This is a genomic window from Ralstonia sp. R-29, assembly GCF_049913345.1.
Taxonomy (GTDB): Bacteria; Pseudomonadota; Gammaproteobacteria; order Burkholderiales; family Burkholderiaceae; genus Ralstonia.
In genome coordinates this window covers 1,948,092-1,970,533 of sequence record NZ_CP184378.1, presented here as the reverse complement: position 1 = coordinate 1,970,533, position 22,442 = coordinate 1,948,092, and the positions used below count along the sequence as shown (strand labels likewise).

The 22,442-nt window shown below is 65.4% G+C and carries 17 protein-coding genes; 7 read left to right on the top strand and 10 right to left on the bottom strand.

The genetic code is table 11. The features are described 5' to 3' along the window. Positions 1 to 94: 94 nt before the first annotated feature. The 3 genes from ACN9M1_RS25945 to ACN9M1_RS25935 form a co-directional block, all read right to left on the bottom strand. Positions 95 to 1,867 (bottom strand): virulence factor family protein, encoded by a 1,773-nt coding sequence (locus ACN9M1_RS25945; protein WP_426399731.1) that lies wholly within the window; start codon positions 1,865 to 1,867, stop codon positions 95 to 97. Continuing rightward, positions 1,864 to 4,497: a bifunctional lysylphosphatidylglycerol flippase/synthetase MprF gene (mprF, locus tag ACN9M1_RS25940; RefSeq protein WP_426399730.1), complete on the bottom strand. Its 2,634-nt coding sequence runs from the start codon at positions 4,495 to 4,497 to the stop codon at positions 1,864 to 1,866. The genes ACN9M1_RS25945 and mprF overlap by 4 nt, the downstream gene beginning before the upstream one ends. Before the next feature lie 210 nt (positions 4,498 to 4,707). Then, the gene (locus tag ACN9M1_RS25935; protein WP_426399729.1) at positions 4,708 to 4,896 is read right to left on the bottom strand and encodes a hypothetical protein; all 189 of its coding nucleotides are present in this window, start codon (positions 4,894 to 4,896) and stop codon (positions 4,708 to 4,710) included. Positions 4,897 to 5,163: 267 nt separating this feature from the next. Between ACN9M1_RS25935 and ACN9M1_RS25930 the strand changes: the two genes are divergently transcribed. The 5 genes from ACN9M1_RS25930 to ACN9M1_RS25910 all read left to right on the top strand — a co-directional run bounded on the left by ACN9M1_RS25930 (position 5,164) and on the right by ACN9M1_RS25910 (position 12,109). Further along, the gene (locus ACN9M1_RS25930; RefSeq protein ID WP_426399728.1) at positions 5,164 to 6,681 is read left to right on the top strand and encodes a sensor domain-containing diguanylate cyclase; all 1,518 of its coding nucleotides are present in this window, start codon (positions 5,164 to 5,166) and stop codon (positions 6,679 to 6,681) included. A 145-nt stretch (positions 6,682 to 6,826) separates the two neighbouring features. Then, positions 6,827 to 7,843, top strand: a complete 1,017-nt coding sequence (locus ACN9M1_RS25925) for a helix-turn-helix domain-containing protein (protein WP_426399727.1) — start codon at positions 6,827 to 6,829, stop codon at positions 7,841 to 7,843. 282 nt (positions 7,844 to 8,125) lie between these two features. Then, positions 8,126 to 10,090, top strand: a complete 1,965-nt coding sequence (locus ACN9M1_RS25920; RefSeq protein WP_426399726.1) for a S8 family serine peptidase — start codon at positions 8,126 to 8,128, stop codon at positions 10,088 to 10,090. Between the two features lie 22 nt (positions 10,091 to 10,112). Beyond that, a complete protein-coding gene (locus ACN9M1_RS25915; RefSeq protein ID WP_426399725.1) occupies positions 10,113 to 10,604 on the top strand; it encodes a hypothetical protein in 492 nt (163 codons plus the stop codon). A 128-nt stretch (positions 10,605 to 10,732) separates the two neighbouring features. After that, on the top strand, positions 10,733 to 12,109 hold the full coding sequence (locus ACN9M1_RS25910; protein ID WP_426399724.1) for an amino acid permease: 1,377 nt from the start codon (positions 10,733 to 10,735) through the stop codon (positions 12,107 to 12,109). A gap of 19 nt (positions 12,110 to 12,128) precedes the next feature. Here the strand turns inward: ACN9M1_RS25910 and ACN9M1_RS25905 are convergent, their stop codons facing one another. The 7 genes from ACN9M1_RS25905 to ACN9M1_RS25875 form a co-directional block, all read right to left on the bottom strand. Next, positions 12,129 to 13,433 (bottom strand): O-acetylhomoserine aminocarboxypropyltransferase/cysteine synthase family protein, encoded by a 1,305-nt coding sequence (locus ACN9M1_RS25905; protein WP_426399723.1) that lies wholly within the window; start codon positions 13,431 to 13,433, stop codon positions 12,129 to 12,131. A gap of 93 nt (positions 13,434 to 13,526) precedes the next feature. Then, the gene (locus tag ACN9M1_RS25900) at positions 13,527 to 14,459 is read right to left on the bottom strand and encodes an amidohydrolase family protein (protein WP_426399722.1); all 933 of its coding nucleotides are present in this window, start codon (positions 14,457 to 14,459) and stop codon (positions 13,527 to 13,529) included. A 2-nt stretch (positions 14,460 to 14,461) separates the two neighbouring features. Continuing rightward, a complete protein-coding gene (locus tag ACN9M1_RS25895; protein ID WP_426399721.1) occupies positions 14,462 to 15,787 on the bottom strand; it encodes an MFS transporter in 1,326 nt (441 codons plus the stop codon). 79 nt (positions 15,788 to 15,866) lie between these two features. Then, positions 15,867 to 17,246, bottom strand: coding sequence for an MFS transporter (locus ACN9M1_RS25890; RefSeq protein WP_426399720.1), 1,380 nt, complete (start codon positions 17,244 to 17,246; stop codon positions 15,867 to 15,869). Positions 17,247 to 17,296: 50 nt separating this feature from the next. Then, positions 17,297 to 18,244 (bottom strand): SMP-30/gluconolactonase/LRE family protein, encoded by a 948-nt coding sequence (locus tag ACN9M1_RS25885; RefSeq protein WP_426399719.1) that lies wholly within the window; start codon positions 18,242 to 18,244, stop codon positions 17,297 to 17,299. A gap of 5 nt (positions 18,245 to 18,249) precedes the next feature. Continuing rightward, complete coding sequence (locus ACN9M1_RS25880) at positions 18,250 to 19,197, bottom strand: hydroxyacid dehydrogenase (RefSeq protein WP_426399718.1); 948 nt, start codon at positions 19,195 to 19,197, stop codon at positions 18,250 to 18,252. Next, complete coding sequence (locus ACN9M1_RS25875) at positions 19,197 to 19,895, bottom strand: RraA family protein (protein ID WP_426399717.1); 699 nt, start codon at positions 19,893 to 19,895, stop codon at positions 19,197 to 19,199. The genes ACN9M1_RS25880 and ACN9M1_RS25875 overlap by 1 nt, the downstream gene beginning before the upstream one ends. A 170-nt stretch (positions 19,896 to 20,065) precedes the next feature. Between ACN9M1_RS25875 and ACN9M1_RS25870 the strand changes: the two genes are divergently transcribed. After that, a complete protein-coding gene (locus tag ACN9M1_RS25870; RefSeq protein ID WP_426399716.1) occupies positions 20,066 to 20,785 on the top strand; it encodes an IclR family transcriptional regulator in 720 nt (239 codons plus the stop codon). A gap of 159 nt (positions 20,786 to 20,944) precedes the next feature. Then, entirely contained in the window at positions 20,945 to 22,438 is a 1,494-nt protein-coding gene (locus ACN9M1_RS25865; RefSeq protein WP_426399715.1) for an acyl-CoA synthetase, read from the top strand. Positions 22,439 to 22,442: the final 4 nt, after the last annotated feature.

Below are 22,442 nucleotides of genomic sequence, written 5' to 3'. Positions count from 1 at the left end.
TATTTGGCGCTGGCATTATGCCGCGTCATCGGGTGCCCGACGTTACGCTGCCATAACACCGGGCACGGCGAGGGTCAGATGGGGTCAGCTGACCTCAGCGCGAGGCGTTACCCGCCACACGCGCACCGTCGAGGATGATGCGCGCCAGCTTGGCGTAGTCGCCATCAAAGTGATGGCCGCCCGGCAGTTTGACGAGCTGGATCTGCTTCGGGTCGAGGCCCGGGCAATTGGTGTCTTTCTCTTCCTTGCCGTAGATGCACATGCCGAGCCCTGTGGGCAGCTTCTGCATCTCGGGCAGGATCAGCAGCCCGGCGCTGCTGCTCGACACCCAGTTGGTCATATGGAATTCAAAGTCCGCGCGCTTGCCCAGGCCCATCATCACGGCCAGTGCAACGTGCTCGCGCGATGCGGCCGGCAGACGGTTGACGATGAAGGGCAGCACATCCGCGCCCTGCGAATAGCCGATCAGCAGCGCCTTGGGCTTCTTCCAGCGCGCGGCGTAGAAGCGCACCAGGCGGTCCATGTCCGCCGCGGCGGAAGCCGGCGTACGCGGCGTCCAGAAATAGCGCAGCGAATCGATGCCGACCACCGGCACGCCCGACTTGGACAGCGCCGCCGCCACCTCCTTGTCGAGGCCGGCCCAGCCACCGTCGCCCGACAGCAGCACGGCAAAGAACTCGGAAGACGTGCCCGGCTGCGCAGGCACTTCGATGATCGGCAAGTCCGACACGGCGGCAGGCGGTGGCGGCGGCAACGGCTTGCGCTGTGCCACCAGCTTGGCAAAAGCGGCCTTGAACGGCTCGCTTGCCGTGACAGGCGGTGCGTTAGCACCTGCTGCCGGCGGCAACACCACCGACTGCGCCCCCGAAATCGTATCGATGAAGGTTTGCGTGGCCCGGCCCTCGCACAGCGGGCCCGAGCGGCGTGCAAACGATGTCAACGTGCCCGATTGCAGCGCCACCCACGGCGCCGACAGCTTGGTGGCCGGCAGCAGCACCACGCCGGCGTTTTCCGGCGGCTTGGTGCGTTTGGCCGTGGTGCGGCTCTCGCTCTGGCGGCGGCTGAAGTGGATGCCCTCGCCCTTGCACAACGGCTTGCGCAGCTCCAGCACGGGGCAGAACTCCATCGACATGGCGCCGGCAAAAATGTTCGGCCGCGCCTGGGCAATCATGGCGTAGGCCAGCGCACCGCCTTCGTTGTCCCCCACAAGGATGGGCGGGTAGTAGCCCTGCACCTTTTCATAGGCCTGCAGGAAGCGGCTGAAGTTTTCGAGGTCACCATCGGGGAAGGCGCAGTCGCCAAAATCGGCTTCCAGGCTGGAGAACAGCGCGGGGGTCGACAGCCCGGCCACGAGCGCGCCTTGCTCCGCCAACGCCTGCGCCATGCGCGATGTGGCGGGCGTCCAGCCCTGGTCACCCGACAGCATGAGCACGACCGAGCGGATCTCGCCTTTGGGCTTGTAGACCGGCACATCGCGAAAACGGCCGTGCGTGACGAACTCCACCGCGCCGGGTGCGGCGGTAGCGGTTGCCGGGGCCACCACAGGCAGCGACAGCACACCGCCGTTGGCGGCCTTGTTGGCGGTGACGGCGGCGGCGCCCATCTGCACGCGGAGCGGAGCATCGCCTTGCGCGGGCGCTGCCATCACGCCGCTGGCGCCGGTCATGCCGACCGGCGGCACCAGCACAGGCCCCTGCACCGGCGCAGCCTTGGGCGCATCGGCGGCCATAGCCCATGCCGTGACCAGTACCAACCCAATCGCGCTGGCATGCGCAGCCCAGCGCCAACCCTTGCGCTGCGCATTCTGCGCGCCAATGCATACTCCCCTGAGCCGCGCCTCTGGCGTGCGCGGTGCTTGCCCACTCATTTGGAGATCACTCCCTTCAGCCCGCCGCCGATCAGCGCGGCAACGTCCGTCAATGTAAATAGCGGCGCCAACCCGCCGCGTGCGAGCAGATAGCGGGGTTCCCACACCGGCTCGAACTTGTCCTTGAAACTGCGCAGCCCTCTGAAATTGTAGAAGCGCGCACCGTGGCGGAACATCATCCGTCCGAACCGATGCCAGCGCGGTGCAAGCTGATGCTCGACCATGCCCGACATCGGCGCCATGCCTAGCCCGAAACGCTGATACCCCTCCGCCTGAAAGTGGAGGATCAGCTTGCCGAAGAGGAAATCCATCGTGCCCGGCGGCACATTGGCGCGCTGGCGCATCAAGTCCACGCTCGCCTCAATGCGCAGCACATCGGGGCACATCAATGTGGCAAAGGCGAGGATGCTGCCCTCGCGGCGCACCACGGCCACGGGCTGGCTGCGCACATAGCGGTCTTCAAACGCGCCGAGCGAGAAGCCCTTCTCGCGCGCGTTCTGGTTGCGCAGCCATGCATCGGAGATGGCGCGCAGTTCATCCAGCACGGCTGGCACGCCTTCCACCGGCACGATCTCGAACGACAAGCCCTCGCGCTCGCCGCGCGTCACGCCATGGCGCAGATTGGCGCGGCGTGATCCCTTCAAGCTGAATTCGGGCAGCGACACGTAGGCCTCTTCGCCCAGTTTGTAGGCGCGCAGGCCGGCATCGAGATACAGCGGCAGCGTTTGCGGGCGCGTCTTGTAGAACGCCGCGCGGCCGCCATGTGCATCGGCCATCTCGATAAAGCGCCAGATCAGTTCCGGCCATTCCTGTTGCGCGCCCACCGGGTCGGACAACGCCACCCAAGAGCGCCCCTGCTTCGCATACATGATGAAAGCGTTACCCGAGGGCGAGAACAGCAGGCTCTTGTCGCCCATCAGCGCAAGCGCGGCATCGGCGGCGGGCTGTTTGCGGACGATCTCGGCGGCGCGGGTGAGTTCTTCGTCGCTCGGGAACGTCGTTGCGCCCGGCTCCTTGCGAAAGAGCTGCCACATGCCGCAGCCAAGGCCCGTAACGGCCACCGCCATCAGCGCGCGGATGGAGCGCGGCGCATCGCCGTCAAACGTGAACTGCCACCAGAGCTGGTTGGCGTAGGCCACCTCGCGATACGCAAAGAAGAGGATCCACACGCAGGCGGCAAACACGCACACCATGGCGATCATCCAGCCCGGTTCCAGCCGCTGCGAGAACAACGACGACGGCCGATCAAACTGCCGCCGGGAGATCACCAGCAGCACCGCCAGCGTCACCAGCACCACCATCTCGGACACGGCAATGCCCTTGGGCAGCGCCAGCACACCGGTCAGCAGCGACAGCACCAACGCCGCCCACCACGCGGCATCCAGCCGGTGCAGCAGCCCGCGCGCGACGAACAGCATGATGAGCCCCGCCACGCTGCCGATCATGTGGGAGGCTTCCACCACAAACAGCGGCACATGCATGCGCAGCAGGTCTTCGGCCTCGTCACTCGCTGGCGTCACACCGGAGACCAGCAGCATCACGCCTGCCACCATCGTCAACGCGGCCAGCAACCCCGGCGACAGCTTGACCGCCGCCCGGCCGAACGGGGCGCCTGCGCCGGAGCGCAGCTCAAACACACCCAACATGGCAGCCGCGACCACCAGCGGCAGGACAAAGTAGATCGCCCGGTAGAGCAGCAGCGCAGCCAGCACCTCCGCAGGCGGTGCCTGGCCGCTGCAGCCGAGCAGGATAACGGCCTCGAACACGCCCAGGCCACCCGGGCTCTGACTCAGCACCCCCAACGAGACCGCCAGCGCGTAGAACGCCACAAAGGTCGGCAGATCCACCGCGCCAGCGGGCATGAGCACCCACAACGCTGCCGCTGCGGCACTCAGATCCGCTGCGGAAATCACGAACTGCCGCGCAGCCAAACCCGGCGGCGGCAGGCGGATCTCCCACCGCCCCAGCACCGTGACGTGCCGGCGGCGCATGCACAGCGCCAGCAGCACGACCACGCCCGCCAGCACCAGCAGCGCAATCGACTCCAGCAGCGCAGCCGGCAAATGCGTGATGGCGGCGATATGCGGCGCGCCCCACAGCAGCCCGACCGCGCCAAATGCAGTGGTGGACACGCCCAGCGCACCGGCATCAAAGGTCACGGCCTCCGTCACGCGGGCGGCATCGACGCCGGCTGCCGCATATAGGCGCGTGCGCACCGCACCGGCGGTAAATGCACCAAGTCCCACGGTGTTGCCCAGTGCATACGCAATGAACGACGTGGTAGCCACCGTGCCGCGGGCCACCTGTGCCCCGGCATAGCGCAGGCCGGAAGCGTCGTAGCCGGTCAGGGCGGCATAACTCAGCCCGGTGGCCAGAATGGCCAGCCACACATGCACAGGCGATGTGGCCTGCAGTGCCGCGACCATATCGGCGTAGTGCACGTGGTCCAGCAGCGCGTACAGGCTGTCGAACACCAGCGCGCCCAGAACCAACACAACGCCAATCAGCGACCAGCCTCCTGGACCGAAGCCGGACTCGGCGCGTGGTGGGTTGGCAGGCGCGGCACTGGCCGGGCTGGCCGGTGGTCGGCGGGAATCGGGACTGGCGTCGTTGGACGCTGCGTCAGACATGGTGCAAAACAAGGTCCGGCTGGTCTGGGCGGGGCGCACCATCCAGCGTGGTCAAACGGAAGAAGGGCAAGATCCAGCACGCGATGGCAGCGGCATGCCACAGGCTGGCGCACCGGCTTTCCCCCAACGATTGACGTGCTGGATCGGCACGTTGTTTAGGTGTGACGTAATACGGCCAAGGCAGCCGTTTAGTTGACACACCGTTGCATTTTACGGTTTAGGCGCGGCCTCCGGCGCTTTTGGCGCCACATCGGGCTTGCCGGTATCCACGGACACAGGGTCGCTGGCCGGGAAAGTTTCTTCCAATCCCTCGTCCAGCAGCGCTTCGTCGTGCGAATCCGGCACCGGCGGATGCGGGTTGGCGGGCGCCGGGGTGGGCGAAATACGGTCGTCAGGCATGGCGTTCTCCAATCTCCGAGGGGTGCTGGACCAGCATAGGCAAGCGCGTCCGCTAGGGTGGCACGGGCCGGTGCTGCTTTGGCTTGCGCGTCGTGTGCAACGTAGGCGCCACTCAGCCCGTTCTCAGCAAGCCGTGCGCCCAGTCGGCGGAATCCCAACACGCAAACGATTGCGAATCCGACAAAACCCCCGGCTTCATTGCATAGGCAGGTGGAGTCCGGTACACAGTCTAGGCGGGCAGTTTTCAATCTTTTCACAATTACGCGCATGCCTTTACAGCGCGCCAGCGGCGCTTTCTTGCGAAACCCTTCCCTGTTGATTGTCGGTGCGTCGGTACTGTCGCTGTTGCTGGCCGCGCTGACGGCGCTGTCGCTCTGGGAGATGCGCACCGACGCCATGGACCGCGCGCGCGACGCCGCCGACAACCTCTCGCTGATCCTGCAGCGCGACATTGCCCGCAACATCGAGCTGTACGACCTGTCGCTGCAAGCCGTGACCGATGGCATGCAGGACCCGAACATCGTCGCGCTGCCGCCGCAGATCCGGCAGTTCGTGCTGTTCGACCGATCCACCACCGCGCGCGACGTCGGCTCGCTGCTGGTGGTAGACAGCAAGGGCGATGTGATTGTCGATTCGCGCTCGGTGCCAGCGCGGCATATTCATGTGGGCGACCGGGATTACTTTCAGGTGCACCAAGGCGCCTCGGATGTCGGCCTGTACATCAGCGAGCCCTTTTCGCCGCGCATCAACGGTGGGGACACGTCAATCGGGCTGAGCCGCCGTCTGAACGGGCCGCATGGCGAGTTCAACGGCATCGTGGTCGGCACGCTGCGGCTGAACTACTTCCACCGGTTATTCGAGGGCATCAATCTGGGGCCGCATGCCGCGGTGACGCTGGCGCGCTCTGACGGCACCCTGCTCATGCGCCGCCCGTACGACGAACAGCTCATCGGCCGAAGCGTGGCCGACAGCCCCGCCTTTCAGAAGCGGCTGCTGACGCCTGAGGGCTCGTACATCGACCTCGGGGCCATTGACGGGGTCGAACGCTTGTTCAGCTTCCGCCATATTGCCCAGCACCGGTTGATCGTGTCGGTGGGCCTGGCCACGCAAGACATCTACGCCGAATGGTGGCAACGCACGTGGGTGATTGGCGGCATCGTGCTGGTGCTCGATGCGGTGTTCATCGTGCTGTCGATTCTGTTTGCCGGGCAGTTGCGCAAGCGGCTGGAGATCGAGCAGCAACTGCACTGGCTGGCCAATACCGATGGTCTGACGGGCCTTGGCACACGCCGCGCGCTGGACGCCGCGCTGGATGTGGAATGGCGACGCGCCAACCGCACGCGCATGCCGCTGGCCGTGCTGATGATCGATGTCGACGACTTCAAGCACTACAACGACCGCTACGGCCACGCTGCCGGCGACACCGCGCTGCGCAATGTCGCGCGCTGCGTGAACGAGAGCATCAAGCGCCCCGGCGACTTTGCCGGCCGCTACGGCGGCGAAGAGTTCTGTGCCCTGCTGCCCAATACGGACCTGCCCGGCGCGATACGCGTGGCCGAAAGCATCCGCGCCGCCGTGCTCGCCAGCGATGAACCCAATGCGGGCAGCGCGCACGGCAAGCTGACGGTAAGTATTGGCGTGGCCGTGCATTCCGGCACCACCGCGCCGGACGATACCCCGCAAGACCTGATACGGCTGGCCGATGGGCGTCTGTATGAAGCCAAGGCCGCCGGACGCAACACGGTCATCCCCCGGCAGGAGCGGCCCAAGCTGGCGGTGGTGTAAGCGCGGCCACCAACATGGCGGCACCGGCACCAATGCAAAGCCTTCCCACCCGCACCTCTCACACCGCGTGGCGATCCCCTCTTCCGGGGCATGCCGTACTGTCACGCGGCTTCTGCACAATGACGGCGGTCTTCCGGAACCCATCGTGAGCAAAACGCCCCACTCTCATTTCGATACGCGTGCCGTGCCGCGCGAGCAGCAGTTTGCGGCGTGGCGAGAGGCCATCAACGTGCTGTTCGACATTCGCGCCGCCAAGCCAGAGGGGCAGGGTTTCCGGGCCAGCGTGGATGCGTATCTCTGCGGAGAGACGGGCATCGGCATGATCCACACCCAAGCGCAGCACTACGACCGCTCGCGCTCCAAGCTTGGCCGCGATGGGGTAGACGTCTTCATCCTGCAGTACTACCTGGCCGGCAGTTGCGGCCAACGTGACGGCGCCACCGGCACCGCTACGCGCCCGGGCGATCTGTTCATCGTGGATGCCGCGCAACCGCTGGCCACCAGCACCACTGACAGCCAGTTCTTGAGCCTGGCCGTGCCGCGACGCCTGTTGGCGCCCCTGCTGCGCTCGCCCGACGAACTCAGCATGCGCGTGCTGCGCGGCGAGAACCCGATGATTGGCCTGCTGCGCGATCACTTGTGCTCGCTATACCGATCGGCCGGGCAATTGACGACCGCGCAGGTCCAGGCCGTCATGCCCGGCACGCTGCAACTGGCCGCTGCGGCCATCAACTGCCAGGTGACCGAAGCCAACGCACCCGCCGTGCGCGAAAGCCTCTTCGCCGCCATCTGTCGCCATATCCGCGACAACCTGGCCGACCTGGCACTGTCGCCCGAAGGGGTGGCGGTGCACTTCGGCATCTCGCGCGCCACGCTGTACCGCCTGTTCGAGCAAGAGGGCGGCTTCGTCAATTACGTGCGCGCACAACGCCTGCGTCAATGCCACGCCATCCTGGCGGACCGCTCGCAGACCCATCGCTCGGTGGCCGAGATTGCGCTGACGTACGGTTTCTCCGATGCGTCCAACTTCACGCGTGCCTACCGCCGGGCATCGGGCATGTCGCCGCGCGAAACCCGCATGCTGGCCCTGGAAGGCCGCGCGGCCGCCCTGCCTTTCGTGCAGCACAAGGATTGGCGCAGTTGGGTGATGCAGATGCGGTAATGCTGCGGCATTCCGTCCACGTCAGCACGCTCTCCCCCATCGCCTCCACCCGTGCCACCTGAGACGCGCGGACAGGTTCACGCGACAACCGCACCGATACGCGGCTGGCCGCGCATTCTTCGTTGAAACCTCCACAGTGTGCGTGCGAGCATCCGGCCCGACCTGATTGGCGCCGATGCGCCGGCGGCGTGCACGGCCCTCGTGCGCTCTCTTCGTCGCCAGGTCGAAGGGCAGGCGGACACACCGTCCGCTGCACACACACAACGACAAAACGGGGGTCTCGTGAAGATCGTGACGGGAAAAACGCTGGCCTTGACGCTGCTCGCAGCAGCAGCCCTGGCCGCCTGCGGCGGTGGGGATTCGTCCAGCACCAGCGCAACCAATAGCGGTAGTGGCACCAACAGCGGCACCACGCCAACATCCGGCTGTACAGAAACCGGCGTCGACGCCAAGTACGCCTGCCAGACGGGCGCCACCGAACCGCTGTACGCCTACCAGTGGGCACTCAAGCAGGCCACCAGCTTCTTCGCCGCCTTCGGCCTGGTGGCCAACGGCACGACCGACATCAACGTGGAAGAGGCGCACACCGCCGGTATCAAGGGCCAGGGTGTGAACGTGCTGGTGCTGGACGATGGCATCGACGTGCATAACGAAGACCTGTACGCCAATGCCAACTCGGACATGACGTACAACTTCGACGACAACTCCAAAGACCCCACGCCGGCTGACGTTCCCGCCAACGTGCGGGACGCGCATGGCACCAACGTGGCCGGCATCATCGCAGCGGCGCAGAACGGCAAGGGCGTGATGGGAATCGCGCCGCGGGCAACGCTGGGCGGTGCGCGCTATCTTGGTGCGGCCAACCCGGACACCACCGCGGCCTACGGCGGCGCAGCGTGGTCCAAGAACGGCCACATCATCAACGCGTCTTATGGTTCAAACCCGCTCGCCCCGCCGGAATACGACACCGCCGCATCCCCGCTGGCCGCTGTGCGTGCGTTCCCTAGCCTGCGCAATGGGCGCGGCCTGGTCATGCTCAAGGCTTCGGGCAACGAGTACGTGAACTTCGTTGAAAACGGCGTCGTGACCCGCACGTGCCCGACGATTGGCGGCCAGTCTGGGCTGATCAGTTGCGAAAACCCGGCCAACGATACCGAGGCACTGGAGCCGGGTGTCATCGTGGTGGGCGCGGCCAACGCGCTCGGCGTCAAGGCCAGCTATTCCAATGCGGGCGCCGTCAACTGGATCACGGGCCTGGGTGGCGAAGGCGGCGACGGCGGTAAATACGGTGAAACCGGCAGCGGCCCCAAGGTGTTCTCCACCGACTTGACCGGCTGCGCGCGCGGTTATAGCCGCGCTGGCACGGACGACACCTACGACTTCGCGGTGCCGGGCACCGACACCAACGCCAAAGACAACGCCAAGTGCGACTACTCAAGCATGAACGGCACGTCGGCGGCCACGCCCACGCTGTCCGGTGTGGTCGCGCTGATGCTCTCGGCCAATCCGAATCTGACCTGGCGCGATGTGCGTGAAATCCTGCGCGCCACCGCCAAACAGATCGACCGGAACTACGGTAGCCGCGACAACCGCAACGCCAAGGTCGATCTGGTCAGCGGCACACTGACGGCCGACACCAGCGGCGCCCTCGTCGACGGTGCAACGACCGCCCGGCTGGACTACGGCTGGCAGACCAACGGCGCCGGTTATGCGTATTCCACGTGGTACGGCTTCGGGCTGGTTGACGCATCGGCCGCGGTCAAGATGGCCAAGGCATACACCGCCTACAAGGCCGCTGCCCTGACGGTGCCGAACTTCACGCAGGCGTTTGCCAGTGTTAGCCAGCTCAACTACGGCTCGGTGCAAAAGCTCGGGCAGTTCAATGTCACGGGCACTGACAAGGTCGATGCGTTGCAATTGCGCGTGACGGGCTCGGTCTGCATTGGCAGCGTCGGGTTCTTCGTGAAATCACCGTCGGGCACGGTGTCGGCCTTGTCACTGCCTTATAACGGCTATTACGTCAACGGCGTGAGCAGCGCGCAGAACTACGGTTTGGGCAGCTACGCCTTCTATGGCGAGAGCGCCGCCGGCACGTGGGAGGTCTACGCCGTGAGCGGTGTGCCGAACCAGCCGATGCAGGGCGTGCAGACCACGGCCTGTTCCACCTATCTGCCGCAGGGCGCCGCGAAGTCCGTGACCCTCACCACGCCGCTGGCCATTGAGTACCGCGTGATCGCCGCCCAGTGATCCCGTTTGGAGACCTTTCAAGATGATCAATCCCTCTGTTTTCAAAACTATCGCCCTGGTGACGCTCGTGTCGGTTGCCACGGCGTGCGCTGCGGCTTCTGCGGATCTTACGGTTGGCAAGCGGTTGTCCGCGCAAGAGCTGTCTCAATATGCCAGCGCGCCTTCGGTGCAGATCGAAACGCAGTCGTTCAAGGTGCTGTCCACCGGCATCCATACCAAGGCGAGCGGCGCGACGTCGAGCGCTGTCACGCAGGTCATCAACGAGCGCGGCGTGGTGGGTGAAAGCCGTAACGAGGTGGTGGTATCGCAAGTGTCAGTCGACAGCGTGCGACAAGCGGTCTCGGGGCTGTCTGCCGCGCCTGTATCGGCGCAGTACTACGGCCATATGGACATCAGCACGCTGCGCTTCGCTTCCTTCCAGGACGCCGTGCATGCGCGCACGCAACTGATGAGGGCGCTGCCGCAAGCGCGCGTGGACGTTCCCATCCAGTACGCCAGACCCACGGCGCGCTGACCCGGAACACGGCTGCACCGGATGCCCCGCCCCAGGCGGGGCGTTTTCCATTTAACGCGGTGCGTTTTGCCGCTTGCGTTGGTACGAGGGCGTATCATCCGGGCCTTTTCTTTCGTCTGGAATTCCTCATGGACAAGGCCACCGGCAGCTTTGAAGCGCTGGCCGCACGCGAAGGCGGCCTGCAGCACCGCCTCTCTTCTGCGCAACTCACCATGATCGCCATCGGCAGCGCGATCGGCACAGGCTTGTTCCTGGGCAGCGGCGCAGCCATCCAGTTGGCCGGCCCGGGCGTCATCGTCAGTTATGTCATTGGCGCGGCCATCGCCCTGTTGCTGATGGGCTGCCTGGCCGAGATGGTCGTCGCCCACCCGACCACCGGCTCATTTGGCGCCTATGCCGAGCATTACGTCAGCCCGCTGGCCGGGTTTCTCGTGCGTTATGCGTATTGGGCGGCGGTCGTCTTCGTGATCGGCGCGGAAGTGACGGCCGTAGCAGTGTACATGGCGTACTGGTTTCCGGGCGTGCCGGCGTGGGTGTGGATTGTCGGGTTTTCGGCCGTGCTGGTGTGGATCAACGCCAGCAGCGTCGACGTGTTTGGCGTGGCGGAATACTGGTGTTCGATGATCAAGGTGGTGGCCATCGTCGCGTTTCTGGTGGTGGCGAGCTACGCCATCCATCGCGCGCCGGAAGGTGGCCCGATCGGCTTTCACAACTACGTGGATGCGGGTGGCTTCCTGCCACACGGGTGGCACGGCGTATGGTTTGGCGCGGTGGTCAGCATCTTCAGCTTTTTCGGCATCGAGCTGATTGCCGTGGCGGCCGGCGAGGCCCGCGAGCCGGAAGCCGCGGCCACCAGCGCGTTCCGCTCCACGCTGTTCCGGCTGGTGTTCTTCTATCTCTGCACGCTGGCGCTGATGCTGGCCGTGGTGCCGTGGCAGCAGGCCGGCACGGGCAAGAGCCCATTCGTGCGGGTGATGGAAATCCTCGGCATTGCCGGGGGTGCGGGCGTGATGAACTTTGTGGTGCTCACGGCGGCGCTGTCGTCGATGAACGCGCAGTTGTATGTGTCGACGCGCATGCTGTTCAGCCTCGCGCGTGGCGGGCAGGCACCTCAAGCGCTCGGGGCCGTCAGCCAACGTGGCGTCCCGCTGCGGGCGCTGGCCGTGTCCAGTTCCGGCGCGGCGCTCGCGGCGGTGCTGAGCGTGGTGCTGCCCGGCCACTCGTTCCTGCTGATGATGTCGCTGGCGATGTTCGGCGCGCTCTTCACGTGGCTCGTCATCTTCATCACGCATCTGCGCTTTCGGCGTGCGGCAGAACGCGAAGGCCGCACGCTGCAATTCCGCATGTGGGGCTACCCGGTACTCACCACCATCGGCGCCATCGCCATGGTGGTCGTCATCGCCAGCACGGCGTGGATGGCGGATTTCCGGATGACGCTGGTGGTGGGGGTGCCATTTCTGGCGCTGATGGCGGGTGTGTTCGGGTGGCTGCGCAGCCAGCGGTAGCCGCCGGCGCGCCCCGAAATTACGCCTGCGCCAGCGCCTGATCCAGATCCGCCAGCAAGTCGTCGATATGCTCGATGCCGATCGACAGGCGGATCGTCTCCTGCCGCACGCCGGCTTTGGCCAACTCCGCCTCCGACAACTGCCGGTGCGTCGTCGATGCCGGATGCGTGGCCAGCGATTTCGCATCGCCAATGTTCACCAGCCGCGTGAACAACGCCAGCGCATCCTGAAAACGCGCACCCGCCGCAAACCCGCCCTTCACGCCAAACGTCAGCAGCCCAGGCGCCTTGCCTGACAGGTACTTCTGCGCGAGCGCGTAGTCGGGGTGATCATCCAGGCTGGCGTGGTTGACCCACTCCACCTTCGGGTGAGCACGCAGGTGCCGCGCAATGCGTGTGGCGTTCTGCGTGATGCGGTCAATGCGCAGGCCCAGCGTCTCAATGCCCTGCAGGATCAGGAACGCGTTGAATGGCGACAGCGCCGCACCGGTATTGCGCAGCGGCACCACGCGCGCGCGGCCGATGTACGCCGCATCGCCCAGCGCTTCCGTATAGACCACGCCGTGGTAACTCACATCCGGTTCGTTCAGGCGCTTGAAGCGCGCCTTGTGCTTCGCCCACGGGAACTTGCCCGAATCGACAATCGCCCCGCCCAGGCTGGTGCCATGTCCACCCAGATACTTGGTCAGCGAATGCACGACGATGTCCGCGCCATGTTCGAAGGGCCGCGTCAGATACGGCGTCGGCACCGTGTTGTCGACGATGAGCGGCACACCATGGCGGTGCGCGATCTCCGCCAGCGCCTCAATGTCGGTGATGTTGCCGAGCGGGTTGCCCACCGTCTCGGCAAAGATGGCCTTGGTGCGATCGTCGATCAGCGCCTCGAACGATGCCGGGTCACGCGGGTCAGCAAAGCGCGTGGTGATGCCCGATAGCGGCAAGGTGTGCGCGAACAGGTTGTACGTGCCGCCATACAGCGTGCTGGCCGAAACGATGTTGTCGCCGGCCTCGGCAATCGTCTGAATGGCATAGGTGACGGCTGCCTGCCCCGAGGCCAGCGCCAGCGCGCCGATGCCGCCCTCCAGCGCGGCGATGCGCTTCTCCAGCACGTCGTTGGTCGGGTTCATGATGCGCGAGTAGATGTTGCCCGGCACCTTGAGGTCGAACAGGTCCGCGCCGTGCTGCGTGTCGTCAAACGCAAAGGCGACGGTCTGGTAGATCGGCACCGCTACCGCGCGCGTAGTCGGGTCGGCGCTATAGCCACCGTGGACGGCCACGGTGTCGAGTTTCCAGGCGGGTGTGGTGCTCAGGGTGGTCTGCGTCATGGTTGCGTCTCCGGTGGTGATCCGGCGAGCATAGGGCGAGCCACTTGAGCGGCGAACGACCGTTTTTGTCTTTGCTTATTCGCGCTGCGGATTTCAGACAAACCGGTAGAGCTGCGCCGGATTGGTCACAAAGATCCGCTCCTGCCAATCCGCCCGCCCGATCCATGCTGCGATCGTGTCGAGCAGCAACGCATCGTCAGGCTTGTGTGCCTTCTCCGTCGGATGCGGCCAGTCGGTGCCCCAGAGCATCCGCTCCGGCGCCATGTGGATGAACGCCTTGGCCACCGGTTCGACATCGGCATAGGCGGGCGCCCCGCTCTTCGTATCCACATACGGACCAGACAGCGTGATCCACGTGTTGCCCTTGTCCACGAGCCGTCGCGCGCTGCGCATCGCGTCGGACTGCATACCGCCCGGTTGTGGGATATGCGCAATGTGGTCGATGACAAGCGGGCATGGCAGCGCAAGCAACTGCGGCTCCAGCGCCGGGAGCTTTGCGCCCTGCACGACCAGTTCGATATGCCACCCCAATGCGCTGATGCGCGCCGCCAGCGGTGCGAGCATGTCGACGGTGGTGGCACCGGGATAACTCAAGTTGAAGCGGATGGCACGCACGCCAGCTGCATGCATTTCCGTGAGTTGCGCCTCGGTCACGGACGTATCGACCACGGCAACGCCGCGCGCGTTGTGCCCGAAACGCTTGAGCGCCTCCAGCGTGCAGCGGTTGTCCGTGCCATACGTCGATGGCGTGACCACGACATTGCGCTGCACGCCCAGGCGCACCTGCACGTTGCGGTACTGCTCGATGCTGGCATTGGGTGGCCGAAGCGTGGTGCCCGGTGCACTCGGGAAGCGATCGTCGTAGATGTGCATATGGCAGTCCACCGCGCCGGCCGGCAGCTTGAATGCCGGCGCATCGCTGCCGCTGGACCACACCTCTTCGGCGTCTGAAAACGCCGGCACGGCCGCAACCACGGCACCTGCGCCGGCGAGTTGCAGGAACTGCCTTCTGTTGAACGCGCGCATGCTCAAGCCGTTTCCGTCTTGCTGAGCAGTTGCCCTTCCGGCTTGCCACGACTCAACAGCAGGAGCGTCGCCACGCTCACCAGCGTCAGCACAGCCAGCGGCATGAGCGCCAGCGCGTAGCTACCGGTTGCCTGCTTGACCCAGCCGTACACGTTCACCATCAAGCCACCACCGATCAGGTTGGCAATCGCATTGATCGTCGCCAGCCCGGCCGCCGCCGCGCTGTTCGACAGCATGCCCGACGCCAACGCCCAGAATGGCCCCTTGAACGAATACGCCCCCACCAGCACCGCGCACAGCATCACCATGGTGGGCATCAACGACCCGCTGAGCGACGTGCCGAACAAGCCCAGGCCGATCAGCAGCATGGGAATGGCGGTGTGCCAGCGACGCTCGTTGAGCCGATCCGACCGGCGGCCCCAGATCACCATCAGCACCGATGCCACGGCATAGGGCACCGAGTTGAGCAGCCCCGTCTGCATAACGGTCAGCCCGAACGATTTGAGCAGTTGCGGCTGCCATACCGACAGCGTGCTGCCGGCGGCTGATGCGCATACATCCACCAGCGCCAGGCACAGCACGTAGCGGTTGCAGAACAGCTTGCCAAGCGACATCTGCGCAACCTTCTTCGGCCCGCGTGCTTCACCGGCCAGCGTGTTCGTCAGCCAATTGCGCTCTTCGGTCGACAGCCACTTGGCTTCTTCCGGGCGGTTGGTCAGCAGGCCCAGGCAAGCGATGCCGAGCAGCACAGTCGGAATGCCTTCGAGAATGAACAGCCAGTGCCAGCCTCGCAATCCGGCAAAGCCATCCATTTGGAGCAGCGCTGCGGAGATGGGCGAGCCGATAAAGCTCGCCGCCGGAATCGCCACCATGAACGTCGCCACGATGCGCGCACGGTGCGTTGCCGGAATCCAGTACGAGAGATACAGCAGCACACCCGGGAAGAACCCCGCTTCTGCCGCGCCCAGCAGGAAGCGCAACGTGTAGAACGAGGCCGGCCCGCTCACCAGCGCCGTGGCGGCCGAGACCAGCCCCCAGGTGATCATGATCCGGGCGATCCAGATGCGTGCGCCGTAGCGCTGCAGCGCGAGATTGCTCGGCACCTCGAAGAAGAAGTACGACACGAAGAACAGGCTGCTGCCGAACCCAAACACACTGGCTGTCAGCCCGAGGTCATGGTTCATCTGCAGCGAGGCCATGCCCACGTTGCCCCGGTCGATGAAGGCCAACAGGTAGCAGACCATGAGAAAAGGCACGAGCCGCCAGACCACCTTGCGCAGGGTCCGCTGTTCGAGATCGGTGACACCGGTACGGCTCGTCACTTGCATGTGTGTCTCCTGGCGCCGTCGTGTGCCGCAGCGCTATAGGTATGGGGTGTCTACGAAGAAAGGTACTGCGATTGGCGGGTCAATGGGTGGCCGCTTCTCCAGCATCCGCGCCTGGATCGCCCAACCAGGCGATCGACAGCGCACCGATGAGCAGCACCGCAGACACCGCCATCAGCGGCGCCGTGAAGCTGTGTGAGAACTGTTTGATCGCGCCAATCATCGACGGCCCGACAAAGCCACCCAGGTTGCCCACCGACACGATCAGCGCCAAGCCGCCGGCCGCCGCACGGCCGGTCAGAAAGCTCGACGGAATGGCCCAGTACGTGGCCTGGAAGGCGAGGATGCCGCTCACCGTCAGGCACAGCGCCGCGAGTTTGAGTGCGGGCGCATCCAGCGCCGTGCTGGCCGCCAGCGCTACCGCTGCAACCACCAGCGCGGTGGCTACATACGGAATGCGGTTCTGCGCGCGATTTGCCATCCGCGCCCACCACAGCATGACCACGGCGCCAATCGCGTAGGGAATGGCCGTCAGCCAGCCGACCACCGCATGCTCGACACCAAACTGCTTGATGATCTGCGGCATCCACAGCCCCACGCCGATCGAGCCAACGATGCCGCAGAAGTTGATGAACGCCAGCACGAACACGCGCCAGTTGGTCATTGCATCGCGCAGGGTGGCGCCGTGCTTGCTGGCGATATCGCGCTGTTCCATGGCCAGGCGGCGCGCGAGCACGGCTTTCTCCTCGTCGGTCAGCCACGTGGCTTTCTCGGGCCGGTCCGCCAGCACAAACAAGCACGCGATACCAAGCACCACGGCAGGCAGCCCCTCGATCAGCAGCAGCCATTGCCAGCTGCGCAAGCCATGCAGCCCACCAAGTTCCAGCAGCGCCCCGGAAATCGGCGAGCCGATCATGTTCGCGACCGGAATGCCCACCAGAAATGCCGCCGTCACCTTGGCGCGCCACTTGCCGGGAAACCAGTGCGTGAAATACAGGTAGATGCCCGGCGTGAAGCCCGCCTCGGCCAGCCCCAGCAGAAACCGCGCAGCGGCAAAACTTTTGGGCCCGACCACAAACGCCGTGGCCATCGAGAAGATGCCCCACGTGATCATGATCCGCGCGATCCAGATGCGCGCACCTACCTTCTGCATGATCAGGTTGCTCGGAATCTCGAACAGGAAGTAGCCGATGAAGAACAGCCCTGCCCCGAACCCGAACTGCTCGGCGGTCAGGCCGATGTCCTTGTTCATGGTGAGCGCGGCAAAACCCACGTTGGTGCGATCGAGATAGCTGATCACATAGCAAGCGAAGATGAACGGCAGGATGCGACGGAACGCCTTGCCGAGTGTGCGTTCGCTCGCCTGGTAATCCGCATCCGGCAACGTGGCCGCGGCGCGCACATCCGCGCCAGGCGGTGGCGTGGTGGCATTCACCGTGCCTAAGGTGTGTGACATTTGCATGGTCTCCTCCATCGCGCTTCTGTGAGCGCTAGGGGTTGCGTATCGATGATCTAGTGCTGGTGCGTGGGCTTTGCCCGATGCGGCAGCGGGCCGGCGATGTCCATCTCGGCTTTCAGCACGGTGCCGGACACCGACTCCGTCATGAAGAGCGTCTTCATTTCAGCGCCGCCAAAGCACAGGTTCGTGAGCGAAGCGCCTTCGGGGCTGGTCAGAATCACCTCGGGCTCCGCGCGATGGTTCAGCACCCACGCACGGCCGAGGCCGGGGTTGGCCACGAACAGCCGCCCTGCCGTATCGATCGTCAAACCATCGGGCCCGCTCGGGCCGTACGAGGTGAAGAACTGCCCCACCTTGCTGACGGAGCCATCGGCCTGCAGCGGCACGCGCCACACGCAGTTACCGCGCGTCATGGCGACGTACAAGACCTTCTCGTCAGGCGACAGCACAAGCCCGTTCGGGCTGGGGCAGTTGCCGAGCAGCATGTCGAGCTTGCCGCCCACCGACAGGCGATAGACGCGGCCCGTCGGATCATGCAGCCCGGTTTGCCCCTGATCGGTGAAGAACAGGTTGCCCTTGGAATCGAACGTCAGATCGTTCACGCCCTTGAAGCGCTCCGAATTGCGCCGCTCCAGATAAGGCGTGACTTCCCCACGCGGGATGTCGAGCAGCATCAGCCCGTTGCGGTAGTCGGTGATGAGCAGATGCGCATCGTCGACCAGCTTCATGCCGTTGGGCTCGCCGTCGTACTCGGCCACCAGTTCCCAGTCGCCCGCAGCCGAGATACGAAAGATCCGGCCATGCGGAATATCTGTCACGTACAGATGGCCGTGTCCGCGACCGTCCGGGCTCCACACCGGCCCTTCGAGGAAGGAATCGGTGGCCTGGCCGCCGCGATTGGCGCGTGCCCAGTCCGTCTGGACGTCAGGCTTGCGAAACTTAGCCGGCATGCGCGTGAAGACTACGGCTTCACGCACCACGGGTGGCGAGAGCAGGAACATAGGCATCACGCCGCGGTGCGCGCGCGTTCTTCGATCACCGCGAGCACGTTGGCCGCCGCGCCCTTACCCATGTTGACGTAAGCCGCGTCGCTCACGCCACCGATGTGCGGTGACAGGATGACGTTCGCAATGCCCTGAAACGGATGCGGCGTAGTCATCGGCTCCACATCAAAGCTGTCCAGCCCGGCCGCGCGCAAGCGGCCACTTGCCAGCGCTTCAACTAGCGCTGGCTCGTCAATGAGCCCACCGCGTGCCGTGTTGACGAGAATCGCGCCCGGCTTGAAACAACTGAACGCATCGCGGTTCAGCATCTTGCGGTTCTCGGCGGTCAGGGGGCAGTGCAGCGAGACCACGTCTGACTGGGCGTACAGCTCACCCAGGCTGACCAGCTTCACGCCGGCCGGTGCCTCTTTGGCATATGGGTCAAACGCGATGACGTTCATGCCGAACGCGACGCCGATGGCGGCCGCGCGGCGCCCGATCGCGCCCAGGCCGACCAGACCCAACGTGCGGCCATCCAGCTCGACCGACTTGTGAACAGCCTTATCCCAATGGCCGGCATGCATGCGTGCATCAAGCCGCGGCACGGCCTTGGCGCATGCGAGGATCAGCGCCCAGGCGTGCTCGGCCACAGCTGCCGCATTGGCACCCACAGCAGCACGCACTGCAATGCCACGCGCGGCGGCGGCGTCCTGATCGATGACGTCGATCCCGCTGCCATGCTTGGAAATCACCTGCAGGTTGCCGGCCGCATCCATGATGCGGGCGTTGACCTTGCCGTAGCGCACGATGATCGCCACCGGCTTGTGCCGCGTACAGAGCGTGACGAGGTCTTCCTCGGTGGGCTGCTTGCCGGCAAACACGATCTCGAAGTCAGCCAGCATGTCGAGCGCCTGGGGCGCCAAGTCGTTACCCGTCACCAGTACGACGGGCTTGTGTGCAGACACGCTCATCACAGTGCCTCACCTTCGGCCAGCATACCGGCGGCGCGCAATTCCTTCTCCAGCCAACCCGGGCGCGTGTCGCCCTTGCGAATGGCGGCGATGCGAGCGGCCTCCGCATCCACCTTCTTCTGCGCGAGCACAAGGATGCGCTCGACGTCTTCACGCGGGATGACGACCACGCCATCCGCATCGCCCACCACCAGGTCACCGGGGTGCACCGTCGCGCCGGCAGCGGACACCGGCAGGTTCACACGCCCCGCCACGCTCTTGGTCGGGCCGCACGGGTTAAGCCCGGCGGAAAAGACCGGGAACGTGCCGTGCGCCAACTCGTGCGAATCGCGCACCGCGCCGTCGATCACAAACCCGGCGATGCCCGTCGCATGCGCCTGCGTGGCCATGATCTCGCCGATGAGCGCGCAGCTCTGGTCGCCCTTGCCGTCCACCACGATCACATCTCCGGGTTTGGCGACGGCGATGGCCGCGTGGATGGCGAGGTTGTCACCGGGGCGGACTTCCACCGTCACGGCGGGGCCCGCCACTTTCATGGTCGGTGCGAGCGGTTTGACGCGGCCATTCAATGTGCCGCGGCGGCCAGCCACGTCGGCCAGGATGGCGGCCTGGAAGCGGGCAGCGGCCTCGACGAGGTGGGGGGAAACGCGCTCGATGTCGCGAACGATGGTGGAAGTGGTATGCGAAGGGGTACTCATGGGAATCGTGCCTCAGTCTTTATAGTTGTACTATGTACAACAGTGGTGTACTCAGTGAAACCACTATAGCCAGAGCAACCGAAGCCATCCACTAGCGTTTACCCGTCCGCCATATACAACCGCGTTGTACACAGTACAATCATGCCGTCCATCAGTTCAGGGAGTTGGGAATGGGAAACGACGGCGTTGCCGCGGTAGAAAAGGCGTTGGCCTTGCTGGATTGCTTCAAGCCGGGGGCGGAAGCGCTAACCCTGGCGGCCCTGGCGCAAGCCTCGGGCATGCACAAGACCACGGTGTACCGGCTGATGAACTCGCTGGAGCGCATGAGCTATGTCATTCGCTCGGAGTCGGGCGTGTATTCGCTCGGGCCGCGCCTGCTGTATCTCGGCAAGCTCTACGAGCAGTCGTTCCACCTATCGACGGTGGTGGAACCGGTGCTGCATGCGCTGGCGGCGGCCACGCGGGAGAGCGCATCGTACTACGTCATCGATCACGGCCGGCGGCTTTGCCTGTTCCGCGCCGAGCCGTCAGAAGGCCTACGCGAGACGCGTCTGCCCGGCACGTCGCTGCCGCTGGATGACACCGCCATCAGCCACGTGCTGCGCTACTGGGGTCTGGGGGAAGCGCTGTATGACGAAGCGCCAGCGCTGCCGCTCTTCACCTCGGGCGCGCGCGATCAGCACACCGCCGCATTTGCTACGCCCGTGTTCGGCTCGGGCGACAAGTTCATGGCTGCGTTGACGCTATCGGGCGCGGCGTCCCGGCTTGAAGCGGCGCGCACCTCTGGGGATTGCGTCATGAAGCAGCTGCAAGCGGCATCCGATCTGTCTCGCAAACTCGGCGCCAGTGCGGGGTTGTGTGAGCGGCTTTATGGGGTTGTGGCGGGCTGAACGTGCACTTAAGGCAGGGACGGCTCCACGCGGCGCTGTCCAACGGCATTCAACAGTGTGCGCAATCGCACGCAGATTGTTCAGCGCAATCCGATCCGGCATGCTGCATAGACTGATCTGAGTCGCAGTCCAATAACGACACCCCCGCCGGAGACACGCATGCCCGCCGACCTCATCTTTGAAGACCACGCCACCGACGCCGACACCCTGCTCGCACGCGGTGCCGCCCTGGCGGGTGGGCTGCGCCGCATGGGCGTGCACGAAGGCGACGTGATCGGCGTACTACTGCGCAACGCACCCGCGTACATTGACGTGATGCATGCGTGCCGCATCGCGGGCTGCCACTTCTGCCCGATCAACTGGCACTTCACGCCGGCTGAGGTGGAGTTTCTCGTGCGCGATTCGGGTGCCAAGGTACTGATTGGCCATCGTGACCTGGTGGACGCCGTGGAGCCGCTGCTGCCGCCCCACGTGCAACTGCTGCGCGTGGATGCCGAAGGCACCGACCGTGCAGATGGTTACGCCAACTGGCTCGCACTGCAAACGCCGTACGACGGCCCGGTGGTGTCGCCTCGCGGGCATATGGCCTACACCTCTGGCACCACGGGCCGACCCAAGGGCGTCGTCCGCCAGGCGGTGCCGCTGGACCAACTCGACGCGCATCTGCACAAGGCGCGCGCCGTCGTCGCTGCCACCTTCGGCATCGTGCCGGGCTGCCGTGCGCTGCTGCCGGCGCCGCTCTATCACAGCGCGCCCAGCCTGTTCGCGCAGCAGGCCGCGCAGATGGCAGAAGTGCTGGTGCTGCATGCGCGCTTTGACCCGCTGCACGTGCTGGAGCAGATCGAGCGCTACCGCATCGACACCGTCTACCTCGTGCCGATCATGTATGTGCGCCTGCTCAAGCTGACAGAAGAGGAACGGAGCCGCTACGACCTGTCGTCGTTACGCTTTGTGGCGTCCACCGGTGCCCCATGCTCGCCCGAGATCAAGCGCCGCATGATCGACTGGCTCGGCCCCGTCATCTACGAGACGTATGCATCGAGCGAGTCCGGCATGATCACGGTGATGGACCCACGCGACGCGGCAGCGCGCCCTGGCAGCGCCGGCCGCCCGGTATGCGGCGCGCAGGTGCGCATCCTGCGCGAAGACGGCACACCCTGCGCCACCGGCGAAGTCGGCTTGATCTACAGCCGGCAGCCGGCCTACCCCGATTTCACCTACCGCGGCAACGATGAAGCACGCCGCAAGATCGAACGCGACGGCCTGGTTACGCTCGGCGACATGGGGTATCTCGATGCCGATGGCTATCTGTATGTGTGCGATCGCGCGTCAGACATGGTCATCTCGGGCGGCGTGAACATCTACCCGGCCGAGATCGAACATGCGCTGCTGCGCCATCCCGACGTGGTGGACTGCGCGGTCTTCGGCGTGCCCGATGATGAATACGGCGAGCGGCTGATCGCCGTGGTGCAGACCGAACGCGCTGGCCTGCAAGCTGAGCCGGTCATCGATTGGCTGCGCGGCCAGATTGCCGGCTACAAGATCCCCCGCCAGATCGAATTCACCACCACGCTGCCGCGCGACGATAACGGCAAGATCGCCAAGCGCCGCCTGCGCGATGCATGGTGGGGAGATCGGCAGCGGCGCGTGTAGCCGC